The sequence below is a fragment of the Rhizobium sp. BK376 genome, assembly GCF_004341625.1.
Taxonomy (GTDB): domain Bacteria; phylum Pseudomonadota; class Alphaproteobacteria; order Rhizobiales; family Rhizobiaceae; genus Rhizobium.
Window position 1 is genome coordinate 569,147 of record NZ_SLZG01000002.1, and the last position, 13,026, is coordinate 582,172.

General features: G+C 57.3%; 5 protein-coding genes. All 5 read left to right on the forward strand.

The genetic code is table 11. From position 1 onward, the window contains the following. Positions 1–332 precede the first annotated feature (332 nt). The 5 genes from EV561_RS07290 to EV561_RS07310 all read left to right on the forward strand — a co-directional run bounded on the left by EV561_RS07290 (position 333) and on the right by EV561_RS07310 (position 13,014). A complete protein-coding gene (locus EV561_RS07290; protein WP_132519225.1) occupies positions 333–7,811 on the forward strand; it encodes a type I polyketide synthase in 7,479 nt (2,492 codons plus the stop codon). Next, on the forward strand, positions 7,808–9,235 hold the full coding sequence (locus EV561_RS07295) for an aminotransferase class I/II-fold pyridoxal phosphate-dependent enzyme (RefSeq protein WP_132519228.1): 1,428 nt from the start codon (positions 7,808–7,810) through the stop codon (positions 9,233–9,235). Before EV561_RS07290 ends, EV561_RS07295 begins: the two co-directional genes overlap by 4 nt. 9 nt (positions 9,236–9,244) lie before the next feature. Beyond that, a complete protein-coding gene (locus EV561_RS07300) occupies positions 9,245–10,063 on the forward strand; it encodes an SDR family oxidoreductase (RefSeq protein ID WP_132519231.1) in 819 nt (272 codons plus the stop codon). A gap of 216 nt (positions 10,064–10,279) precedes the next feature. After that, positions 10,280–11,719 carry a sulfatase-like hydrolase/transferase gene (locus tag EV561_RS07305; protein ID WP_245512605.1) on the forward strand — a complete coding sequence of 480 codons (1,440 nt, stop codon included), beginning with the start codon at positions 10,280–10,282 and terminating at the stop codon, positions 11,717–11,719. Then, positions 11,716–13,014, forward strand: a complete 1,299-nt coding sequence (locus EV561_RS07310; RefSeq protein ID WP_132519237.1) for a capsular biosynthesis protein — start codon at positions 11,716–11,718, stop codon at positions 13,012–13,014. The genes EV561_RS07305 and EV561_RS07310 overlap by 4 nt, the downstream gene beginning before the upstream one ends. Positions 13,015–13,026 lie beyond the last annotated feature (12 nt).

The following is a 13,026-nucleotide window of genomic DNA, read 5'->3' on the forward strand; positions in this document are numbered from 1 at the left end:
TGGTGGCTACCCTTTAGCCACGGCTGTGTTGCATTGTTTGACGGATTGCTCAGTCATCGCGGCGCCTTTTTTCCCACCGGAACCAATCCTCCAGCGAAATCTTGGGCTTACGAGGAATTTGCATCACAAAAATCCGGGATCGAACGCTCAGCAAATATAGCCGTAATCCTACGTTTGATTGCAAGCGGGGCATGTGCACTATGGCGTTGACATAATTGCAACGCGGAGCAAAACAAATTACACGTGACAATTGGCTTTTATTGTGATGTGAGCAACGATAGCAAGAATTTTCATTTGCAAGTGATAATGTCTGCAGCTTGCGTTAGGTTAAAATGACGATCGAAATCATTGGGCGCGCATGTGTCGCTCCGGGAGCCGCTTCGGTAAAGGAACTTCAAAAGGTTCTGAGAGAAGGGCGCTGCACCGTCAGCCGCATACCGCAGGAACGCTGGGATCTCGCACGCTTCTGGCATCCGGTGGTGGGAACCCCGGGCAAGACCTACTCTTACGCGGCGGGGGTGATCGAAGACATCTACTCCTTTGACCCGGCTGCCTTCGGCTTGTCCAAGCGCGAAGCCATGCAGATGGATCCGCAGCAGCGTATTTTGCTGAATCTTGTATTGAGGGCGATTGAAGACGCCAATTTGCCTGTCAGTTCGCTTGTTAAAGAACAAGTGGGCGTTTATGTCGGCGCCTCGGGTCTGGACAATGGCAACCTCTCTGTTGAGGATCCGGCGTCCGGAAGCCCGTATTTCATGACGGGCAACACCCTCTCCATCATTTCAAACCGCATCTCGCATGTCTTCGGCCTGACCGGACCGAGCATGACGATTGACACCGCCTGCTCGTCATCGTTGGTTGCGCTGGACCAGGCAATGAGGGCGCTTGAGCGGGGCGACATCGATACTGCGATCGTTGGCGGGGTCAACCTACTCGCGCATCCGCTGCCGTTCGTCGGCTTCGCTCAGGCTCGAATGCTGTCTCCGGAAGGTCTCTGCCGTGCCTATGACAACAACGGCAACGGCTATGTTCGGTCGGAAGGCGGTGCAATTCTTGTCTTGCGTCGGACCGACCGCGTAGTGCGGGAGAGAGATCGCAGCTATGCGACAATTCATGCGACAGCGATCAATTCCTCGGGTCGGACGAACGGCATTTCGCTGCCATCCCGCGAGGCCCAGGCTCAGCTGCTGAGGACGATCTACGAAACCAATGAGATCGATCTCAATCGCCTTGCCTTCATCGAAGGGCACGGGACTGGAACGAAGGTCGGGGATCCGGCCGAGGTTTGGGCGATTGGTGAAGCAATCGGTCACAAACGCCGTGCGCCCATACCAATCGGGTCGATCAAATCGAATATTGGCCACACCGAGCCGGTTTCCGGTCTCTTCGGTTTGTTGAAGGCAGTCATCGGGCTTGAGAACAATTTTCTGCCGGCGTCGCTGCACATAGAGCAGCCGAGCCAGACTATCGACTTCGAAGGACTGAACGTTCGCGTGAATACTTCCGCGATCGAACTTCTCCCGGCCAAGGCCCCCCGCTATGCCGGGATCAATTCCTTTGGCTTCGGGGGAACGAACGCCCATGTCATTGTCAGTGATCCGAATCCCGTTGCGCCGCCGGAACCGCAGATAAAAGGCGACAGCTCGATATTCATCGCCAGCGCCCATAGCGCATCGGCGCTTTCAAAGCTCCTGGAGGATTACAAGGCTCGTCTTGAAGGCGCCGATCCCAAGGAGGCCAGGCAGATCGTTCACTCTTCCGGAGCGAACCGGGATCCGATGAAATATCGTTTCGCTGCCAAAGTCGGCGATAGCGACGAAGTTCTCAAGGCGATTACAGCACATCTCGCCAACGCCCCTTCTTCCGGTGAAAGTGGAGAAGTGCCGGGTGCCAATGTCAAGGTTGCGCTTGTCTTTTCGGGCAACGGGTCGCAATGGGCCGGCATGGGCGTGGAGGCCTATCAGCAAAGTCGCGCTTTCAGGCAGTGCTTTCAGTCCTTTAGCGCACTTTTCGAATATTATCTCGGGGAGAAGCTGACGGATGTTCTTGTTTCCGAGAATCTGGGTCTGAAGCTCGCCGATACCAAGATTGCGCAGCCACTTCTGTTTACCATCCAGGCTTCGATAGCCGATTGCCTGCTTGCGTCAGGCCTCAAACCTGACGCTGTACTGGGACACTCCGTGGGTGAAGTCGCAGCTGCCTATGCGGCCAAGGCGCTCACCGCTGCCGAAGCTGTCGCCATCATAGCCAAACGATCCGAGTATCAAGATCTTCTGGCCGGCCAGGGAAAAATGGCTGCCGTCGTCCTCAATGCCGATGCGGCGCTTTCATTCGCTCAATCATGTGGTCTCCACAATGTCGGCATAGCTGCGGTTAACGCTGCCAATTCCGTGACGATTTCGGGTCCGACCGATGAGATCGAGGCTTTTCGGGAGGCTGCCCGAAAAGCACAGATCGTCGCCCATGTCCTCGATATAAATTATCCGTTCCACCACCCGATCATCGATACAGCGAAAGAGGCCTTTCTGGCCGATCTCCCTGAAATCGGTCCTGAATCGGGCGCGGGAACATTCATCTCGACGGTGACGGGTGAATTTTACGACGGGCGCATGCTGGACGCACAGTATTGGTGGCGGAATGTGCGCGAACCGGTGCTCTTTGAGGCCGCATGCCAGACGGCCATGGCGGTCGGATGCAATTTGTTCATCGAGATTTCGCCGCGCCCGATTCTTTTGAACTACATCTCTGATATCGGCAATCAGCGGTCCGCTCGCGTGAGCGCTATCCCGACATTGCTGCGCGAGAAGGCGGATACGGGACGGGATCCCGTTGCTCAATCCTTTGCGCGGGCTGTTGCCCATGGCATATCGCCCTTGCGCGCACGCGGCGGCGCGACCCGCAACGCGTTTGTCCGCCTTCCGTCCCTGCCGTTTGAACCAGTGGAGCTGCGACCGCAAGCAACGACCGACGAGATCGATATCTTCGGTCGAGACCGGAAAAGTCCCTACACATTGCTTGGCTGGCGTACGGACCCGAACGCGTCGAGCTGGAAGAACCATCTGGACGCGCATCTCTTTGCCGATCTGGCTGAGCACGTCGTGGATTCCAAGGCAATCATGCCGGGCAGCGGCTTTATCGAAATTGCCGTAACGGCCGCCCAGCAGTATTACGGCACTGACGAGGTGGAAATCAGCAATCTCGAAATCGTCAGGCCGCTTGAGCTGCGGCAGGACAGAATGCTGGAACTTTCCACCGTTCTCTCGCCGGAGACGGGCAAGATAGAAATTCGATCGCGGGAGAGATTGAGCAGCGACGACTGGACAGTCCACGCGCTCGCGCGTAGCCGCAAGCCCATCGAGGCCAGCTTCAGCGCCGCGTCTGCCCCGCGCCCGACGGGCGAACGGCGATCGGTGGTGACTTCAGGCGAAGCTTACGAGATTGCCCAGCGCTTCGGTCTTCAATATGGACCGCGCTTCCGGCTTCTGTCCCAAGCGGTTTCTTATGGACGGAGCTTCGTCGAAGTCGATCTCACGGCGGCGGCAAAGCCGGTTCATCCGCACGTCAGGTATAACCTTGATCCGATATCGGTCGACGCGGCCTTTCACGGTCTTGTCGCGATTTTCAATCAGCTCTCCGGCGATCACGACGGTGCGCCTTACATCCCGGTTCGCTTCGGTTCGATCCAATTTTCAGGCAAGGGACAGCCTATCGCCAAGGCGACCATTGCGATCGAGCGCTACAGTCGCAATTCGATCAAGGTGAAGTTCCGACTGTTCGATGCAGAAGGCAGCCAGATCGCAGCCTTCGACGATTGCCGGTTCCGGCGCACGTTCTTGCGTCGGCATGACTCGCTTGCCTCCGTCACTTTCCACTATCGGGCCATCCCTTCGTCACTCGGCCGAAAGCGCGCCATTGCGGGTGAGGCAATCCAAAACGTTGTCGACGCAATGTTGGGCGGCGAAAAGCATCGCTTGAACAATGCGACGCTTCTCATCGAGGCGGCAATCTATCGCGCCTGCTACGAGATCGCATCGGCTGCCTCGGGCGGACAGATGACAATCTCCGCTCAGGCTCTTCCCGGCGATGTGGAATTCCAGTCATTCCTGACAAATTGCCTCTATATTCTTGAAGACGCTGGTATCGCGGTTGCTGAAGGTGGCCGCTGGCGGCTGCCGTCGGAAATCGACCTTCCGCCCGTCGGCGAAGTTCTACAGGAGCTCTACAAAGAGGATTCCGGACGCGTAGCGGAAGCGGTCCTTGTCAACAATGCCTACTGCGATGCCGTGGAACGCCTTGTTGAGTTGCGGGGTGAGCGAAGCGACCAGCCGACAAAGATTCGCGGAGCAGCTTCCGGCGACGCCACGGTCGATCACGTGCTCGCCCATAGTTCCCTGAGCAATCGGCGGCTACAGATGGTGACGGAGGCCCTGAAGTCGCTTTGCCAATCGAAGTCCACAAGAATTCGGCATTTGCTCGAAATGGGGACAACATCGCTCGGCTTCAGCAAGCGGCTGGCTGAGTTGGCTGCCGAAAACGGTGCCGTTCTGGTTGTCTCCGAGCCGCGGGAGAGCGTTCGGCAGGCCCTTGAAATCACCTTTGAACAACATGCGCATGTTGTTGTCACCGAGCCGAACAAGCTCGCCGAGCAGCCTTCAGCGGATGTCATTGTTGCGGCTGGAAGCGAGAGCCAGCGGCTTCTCGCCGACCATGAAGGCGCGCGGAACGCCATTCGCGCTGCTGCAGAGCAGGGAGCGGCGCTTATCCTTGCCGACAGAGCGCCGTCTGTCTTCAATGATTTCGCTTTCGGTTTGTCTCCGGGTTGGTTTGCCGGCAGTTCATCGACGGAATTCCCGATTGGGCGGCTTGGAACAGTACAGCAGGTCGAGGATATTATTTCAGCCCTTGGCTTCAGTGATGTTCATGCTGAAGAGTATGTCTTTCCAGAAGGCGGTTTGATCACTGCCGTCGCGAAGTCTTCCGGTCGTCTGGATGCGCCGATTTCGGCGTCGGCGCCCACGGGACAGTTGCTTATCCTGTCGGAGAATGCGGTTTCTGTCGCGCCAGCGGAGTTTTCGCCAATATCGCTGTCCATAGATGCCAACGAGCCGGAGTTCGTTGAAGCGCTGGAACAGTTCTCGGGTCATCCGATCCACGTTCTTTATCTGGCAGGACGCGAGGACGGCCGCGAAGCATCCGCGCTGACGCAGGATCGGCTGTCGCGGTTTGCCGTTCTCCTCAAGACGATGAACGCTCGCCGAGACGGTAGTGATGCGGATGTGGATAGATCCCGGCTGCTAATCGTCGCTCCGGGCGGCTCTCCTATTGCGGGCGAAAGAACAGACAACGCCAATGCCGGTCTTTGGGCATTTGCGCGCGTCGTTCAGAATGAATACGAACTTCTCGATGTCCACTTGCTCGATGCCGAAATTAGCGATGCATCTTGGGCGTCGACAATAAAGCATTTGATGTCGACCCAAGTCCCCAACCGCGAATGGGTACTTGATGGCGCGACCGGCGACGTACTGGAAATCCGCGCGTCCACCGGCCCATTTGAGCCTGGACGGTCGCTGCGGCGCGACTTTGCCGCCGCAACGATCAGACAGCATTCAAACAGGCTGGACAGCATTGCGTGGGAGGAATGCGAAGTCCCGGCTGACTTGCCCGAAGAGATCGTTGTTTCGGTCGAGGCGACTGGCCTGAATTTTCGAGACGTCATGTGGGCAATGGGCCTGTTGCCGGAAGAAGCGCTGGAGGATGGATTTGCTGGCGCGACGATCGGGATGGAATTCGCGGGCCGCGTTTTGAGTGTTGGTACGGCGGTTACCGATTTGTCGCCTGGCGACAAAGTGATGGGTATCGGTCCTGCCGCTTTCTCCACCCATGTCCGGGTACGGCGCGACGGTGTCACCAAGCTTCCCGACGGCATGGATATGACTGCGGCGGCAACCGTGCCGGTGGCATTCCTGACAGCCTATTACGCCATGGTCGAACTCGGGCATATCCGGGCCGGCGAGACTATTCTGATCCACGGTGCTGCGGGCGGTGTCGGCCTTGCTGCGCTTCAGGTTGCCAAGCTTAAAGGCGCCAAGGTCATTGCGACGGCCGGTACGCTTGAGAAACGTCGCTTTCTGCAGATGCTCGGCGCAGACCACGTGTTCGATTCCCGCTCGCTGGATTTCGTCGACGCTGTGAGGTCGGTCACCGACGGCAAGGGCGTTGATCTGGTTCTGAATTCGCTGTTTTCCGAGGCGATGGAGCGAAGCCTGGAACTGGTGAAACCGTTCGGCCGGTTTCTGGAACTCGGAAAGCGCGACTATTATGCAGACCAGAAGATCGGCCTGCGTCCGTTCCGGCGAAATATCAGCTATTTCGGCATAGATGCGGATCAGTTGCTCGTGGAAGCGCCAGCCCTCACCAAGAGGATATTCACGGAGATCGGGACGCTTTTTGTAGAGGGGAAGCTGGTGCCTCTCCCCTATAGGGCTTTCGGCTACGACGAAATTGGCGGCGCGTTCCGACTGATGCAGAATTCCGGTCACCTCGGCAAGATCGTCGTGCGACCGCCAAGCATCGGCGTTGACCGCGTGCTTGCGGCTCCGCATAAGCCACTGCGCCTTGATGCCGATGGCGTATTCCTCGTCGTCGGCGGAATAGGTGGTTTTGGCCTGGCGGCGGCTGAATGGCTTGTTGCCAAGGGTGCTCGTCACGTGGCGCTATGTTCGCGAAGAGGCTTGGCGGACGAGCAAACGCTCGCGGCTATCAACGAATGGAAAATGAAAGGCGTCGTTGCCACGCTGCACGCCTGTGATGTTACCGATGAGGCCGCGGTAGAGGCACTTCTTGCCTCTCTTCGCTCGCAAGGTTCCATAAGAGGCATCATCCACGCCGCGATGGTGTTGGACGACGCTCTTCTTGCCAACCTTACGCGGGAGCGCAACCGGCCCGTCGTGGACGTAAAGGTTCGAGGCGCCGAAATCCTGCATCGGCTCACAGAGAAAGACGATTTGCAGCTGTTCCTGCTGTTTTCCTCGGTTACGACGATGCTGGGCAATCCGGGCCAGTCGAACTATGTGATTGCGAACGGGTATATGGAAGGTCTGGCGCGTACGCGGCGGTCCAAGGGCTTGCCGGCGCTTGCGATCGGATTCGGAGCGATCACGGATCGTGGTTTCCTTGCTCGCAATACCGACGTCAACGAAATGCTTTCGAGCCGCGTAGGCAAGACGGGCATGAAGGCGAGGGAGGCACTCGAGCAGGTCGAACGTTACATGGCGATCGATCCGGGGACGGTGGATAGCGCGGCTGTCGTGGTCGCGGAAATCGACGGAAACGTGGTGCGCCTGCTGCCAATCGCCCGTGGTCTGCTGCTCGACGCGATCATCCGTCGGGCCGGTACCCAGCAGGCCGCCAATGGCAACGATGTCATTGATCTCGTGGATTTGATCAGAGGCAAATCCAAGGAGGAAGCTCAGCAGGCACTTCACGCGCTCGTCGCGACCGAGATTGCTGCGATCCTGCGAGTGGCACAGGACGTGATTACTCCGAACAAGATATTGAAAGATATAGGCCTGGACAGCTTGATGGCGATGGAACTGGGTCTGAGTTTTCAACAGAAGACCGGCTTCGATATTCCATTGAACAGCGTCGGCGACGGAGCCACGGTGGGCGATGTCGTAACTCGTCTTCGCGAGCGAGTTCTGAAGCGGATCACTGGCAACGAAGAGGGAAGCGAAACCGAACAGAGCGAGGTGGTTGACCGGCTAGCCCGTAGTCATTCTCTCGCCCAACCCCAGACGGCTTCACAGCGATGACCCAGGATCTGCCGAAAGACATCGCTGAAGCCGCGCCAGGTGGTTCTGGAAAGATTGGATTTCTGGATCAGATACGTCATGCCAACGAGTCCTCGGGCCGCAACAGGGCGGCCCGCCTCAATCGGCAACCGCAGCGACCGGCCCGCGAAACGGCGCAATTCCACGAATTGCCGGAATATAAGCGCATCCAGGCGCAGCGCATAGCTGGCGAGACTGTGGGCATCGCCAACCCGTTCTACCGCTCCCATGATCAGGCGGCGGGTGCGACGACGGTAATAGACGGACGGGAATTCATAAACTTCGCGTCCTACGACTATCTGGCGACCAATACCCACCCGTCAGTGATGCTACGAGCCAAGGAAGCGATTGATCGTTTCGGTATTTCAGCTTCGGCAAGCCGTCTCGTTGCCGGCGAGCGGCCCTTGCACGTTGAACTCGAAGGCAAACTTGCCAAGCTCTACGGCGTTGAGGCTGCCGTTTGTTTCGTCAGCGGCTACCTGACAAATGTCGCGACGATCAGCTGCCTGCTTGGACCGCAGGATCTGGTCATCCATGACGAACTCATTCACAACAGCGCGCTTGCTGGTATCAAGCAGTCCGGCGCGACCCGCCGTTTCTTCAGACACAATGATATCGAAAATCTCGAAACCGTCCTGAAGACGTTGTCAGCCGATTTTCGCCGCGTTCTCGTTATCGTTGAAGGCGTCTATTCCATGGACGGCGATATCGCGGATCTGCCGGCTCTCCTGCGGCTGAAATCACGCTACGGTTTCTGGTTGATGATGGACGAAGCCCACGCGCTCGGCGTTCTCGGCGAGCGTGGGAGGGGTACGTTCGAGCATTTCGGCGTGGATCCGAGCGAAGTAGATATATGGATGGGGACGTTGTCGAAGACGACGTCGAGCTGCGGCGGGTACATTGCCGGAAGTCAGGCCCTCGTGGATATCCTGAAGGCCGAGGCCGGCGGCTTCGTGTACAGCGTGGGAATGGCTCCTGTGCTTGCAGCGGCGGCAATTGCGGGCATCGAGATACTGGAGACCGAACCCGAAAGAACGACCAAGCTCCGACGCAACGGCACGCTGTTTCTACAATATGCCAAGGAGGCTGGTCTCGATACCGGCCTTAGCATGGGGTTTTCGGTGGTGCCGGTCATCGTGGGCGACTCGCTGAGGGCAGTACAGCTGTCAAACAAGCTCGCCGGCGAGGGCATAAACGTTTTGCCCATCATTCATCCGGCAGTGGCGGAAGGCATGGCGCGGCTTCGCTATTTCATCACCTGCGATCACACGGAAGATCAGATAAGGCGGTCCGTAGCCGCCACGGCCCATTGGCTGAAGGAGCTGGGCAACTTCGGTGTCGGGTCTCTCGATATGCGAGAGGTAATGCCGCTGTTGCTCGCGGAGCAGGGAGCTGCGAAGCTATAGGCCGTTGCAATGCACGTTATCATAACGGGAGGATCGAGCGGTATCGGCTTGGCGATTGCCAAGCTCTACGCTTCGAGGCGCGCGCAGATATCTCTTCTTGCCCGCAATGCCAATCGGCTGGAGATGGCGCGTGCCGAACTGGTAACGGCCTGCGGTCTTGATGCATCCCATATCCATATCGTTTCCGTCGATGTCGCATCCGCGGGCGATATTTCGCAAGCCATAGCCGCATGCGAACGAGCATTCGGCCCCTGCGACGTACTCGTTGCATCGGCTGGCAACGTGGAACCATGTGCGTTCGATGAGATGTCGTCGGATATATTCGATGAGCAAATTACGACAAATCTTCTTGGCACGGTAAACGCCGTTCGCGCGGTCTATGGAAAAATGAAGGCGAACCGTTCTGGGCGCATCATGATGATTTCCTCGGGCGCAGCCTTCATCGGCATTTACGGATATACCGCCTATTGTGCCTCTAAGGCTGCGCTGATTGGCTTTGCGGAAGCGTTGCAGGCGGAGGCAACAGCATCGGGCGTCGAGGTCGGAATTTGTTTTCCACCGGATACGCTGACACCTCAGTATTTTCGAGAGATGTCGTTAAGGCCGATACAGGCCGAGGCTGTGATCGGTAAGGTCAAACCATGGACAGCCGCTGACGTCGCCAAGAAAATCGTTGCCGGTCTCGATCGCGGCGCCCCCCGAATTTACTTTGGTTTTTCGATAAGGGCGCTCGCCTATTTCGGTGCTTGGATAAAACCGTTCATACGGCTCTCGTTGACGCACCGGTTGCGGAAAACGATGGACACACCCGCTTCCAATCCGTCATAAGAAGATTGATTACAAGTTTCACGATATATTTTTGAAAATTGTAATTTAGAATAGTATTTTATACGGGTCACTTTCGGTTTGAGCATTCATAGTTTTCCAATTGTCTTGAGCGGGATTTGCGTTGTCGTCGCATGCCTTGTTATCTTTATTACAGACCCCTTGGCCATGCCGCGGATCATCAACCGGCAAAATCGCGTACCAAGAAGTTTCGGACGTTTGGTTCTCGAATCGATCGCGCGCATTCCGATCATACTGATCGTCTTTGCCGGTTTCTTCGCGATCTCCTGGCGCCCCATTTACGCTGCGCAGGGGACAATCAGTTTCTTCGTCATTTTTACGGGAATTTCGCGAGCGAAGTTCGAGTTCATTCGCGAACCATTGATTTTCTCCGATATTGCGCTGGTGGTGGATGTCTTTAAGTACAAGGAGATATTCTACGCCACCTCACTGAATATCGTCTTCTGGATCGTCGCGTTTCTCTATGTGTTCGGCGCCAGCGCTCTTTACATGTGCTTCGAGCCGTCCGTTCTCCCATCGAGCAATGGGGCTCTTTGGGTCTTGCTCGGGCTCGTTGTCGCATTCGGTCCCTGGCTCGCTCTATTCAGCCACGCGGTGAAAGAGTCGGTCTCTCACCTGACGCAAAAGCTGGTGCAGCAACTCGACATCAAGAAAAATACCGTGCGGTTCGGGACGTTCGAAGCCGTCGTTCTGCACTTCGTCATCTGGCTGGGCGCCCCGCGCGTAGTACCGGTTGCACAGCTATCCGAGCGTCTGATCTCAGCGCTTCACGATCTTTGGGACCACCATGAAGACTCGCCGCTGATCATCGTCTGGCAGTCGGAATCCTTCATTGATCTCAGGCACTTCGACGCAAACAAGATCAAGCTGCCCAATCTCGACCGGCTCCGATCCCAGGCAGCGCAATGGGGCAGGATGACGAATGTCTTCGAGGGCGGCTATACGCTCAGAACCGAGTTTGCGGTTTTGAGCGGCCTGCTTCCCGAAAACGTCCATATCGATGCGAGCTATCCCTATTTGCGCGCCAGCCGCTATACGGACGTGGTCTGGCCGCAGAGGCTGAAGAAAGCCGGGTGGAAGACACAGTTCATCCATCCTTACGAGAAGACCTTTTTCCTGCGTCACAAGGCGATCCCGCAATTGGGTTTCGACCGAATGATGATGCTGGACGAATTCGATCACAATCCCGAGCGTGACGGACCCTATGTCAGCGACCTGTCGCTGACAAAGAGAGTGATCCGCGAGATTGAAAAGGATCAAACGGCCAAGAACTTCATGTTCGTCGCCTCGATGGCAAATCATGGGCCATGGGAACGTGGACGATGCGGCAGTCTGAAAGATCCAGTTGATATTTATAGCGAGTTGCTACGCCGCGCAGACCATGCGCTAGGCAATCTCGCCCATCATCTCGACAAACTCGATCGCCCCGTGTGGCTGTTGTTCTATGGTGATCACGCGCCGCTTCTCAAGACCTTTGCCGATCCCTTCCCGGATCCTCGGACCGACTATGTGATCGTCCCCTTGGGGCGCGCGAGGTCACACTCGCAAAAGCCTGTTCCGGAACAGGAGGAGGCGCCTTGGAACCTGATCGGTGCGGTCTTGCGCTATGCAGGTCTTAGCAATGAGGTGCCTGGTTGACCCAAGCATCGCGCGCCTCAGCTTCGATCCCGCAGGAAGGCTTTCTTTTTCTGCAAGGTCCGTCCTCCTCGCTCTTCGTCCGGATTGCGGACAAGCTCGAGGCGGCAGGTGCGCGATGCTTTCGGATCAATCTCAATACCGGTGACTGGATATTCTGGCGCCGCAACGGCGCGATAAACTATCGCGGGGATTTTGGCGGCTGGCGAAATTTTGTCCGGCGCTGCATCGAAGAGAACGGTATCGGGAACGTCGTTCTTCATGGGGAGGAGCGCCCCTATCACAGGACTGCCATAGAAGAAGCGCGCCAGCTTGGTGCGGCGGTATATGTCGTGGAGATGGGCTACCTGCGGCCGGACTGGGTCACGCTCGAGCGCGAGGGATTGTCGTCGAATTCGCGTTTTCCTGCAGACGCGGCTCACATCGTACGGGTTGCGGAAGATCTGCCGGAGCCCGATTGGAGACGACATTTCAACCATACCTTCTTCACGGAGGCGGTTCTCGATCTGCTCTATTATCTGCCGGTTACCTTCATCTGGTTCCTGTATCCGCACTATCGCCGGCACGGGTTGTTTCATCCTTTGGCGGAATATGCCGGCTGGCTGTTGCGCCTGTCGACGGGATGGTGGCGCACCAAAAGGGCGGTATCCCTGATCGAGGATTTGGCGGCCGGCGATGCGCCGTTTTTCGTCTATCCACTTCAGCTTCAGACGGACTATCAGCTACGCGCCCATTCGCCGTACAAGCGGCAGCAGGACGCCATTCTCCAGATATTGCGTTCCTTCGCGACCCACGCGCCACCCGATGCCCGGCTGGTCATGAAAATCCATCCGCTCGACAACGGTTTGATCGCCTGGAAGCGCTACATCGAGAGCGCCAGTGCGCCTCTTGGACTGCGATCACGTGTATCCGTTATCGACGGAGGAAATCTGAACGAGCTCGTGGCCGCAAGCCGCGGGATGGTTACCGTCAACTCGACCGCCGCACTTTCGGCCTTGCAAGCGGACACGCCCGTCAAGGTTCTGGGAACGGCGATCTACGACATTGCCGGCCTGACAGACAAGCAACCGCTCGACGGGTTCTGGCGCGATCCCAAAGCGCCTTCACCTGACATCAGGACCGCGTTCTTGAGGCTGCTGGCGGCATCGATCCAGGTACGCGGCAATTTCTACGATACTGCTGGCGTAAGTTCGGCTGCGGACCAGATTGCCGAGCGTTTGATATCCGGAACGGTCAACATGCCCGATGCGTTTGTCGAGCCGCCGCCTAGGCCGAGGCCGACTAAGATAGACGTTTAGGAGACGCGGTCC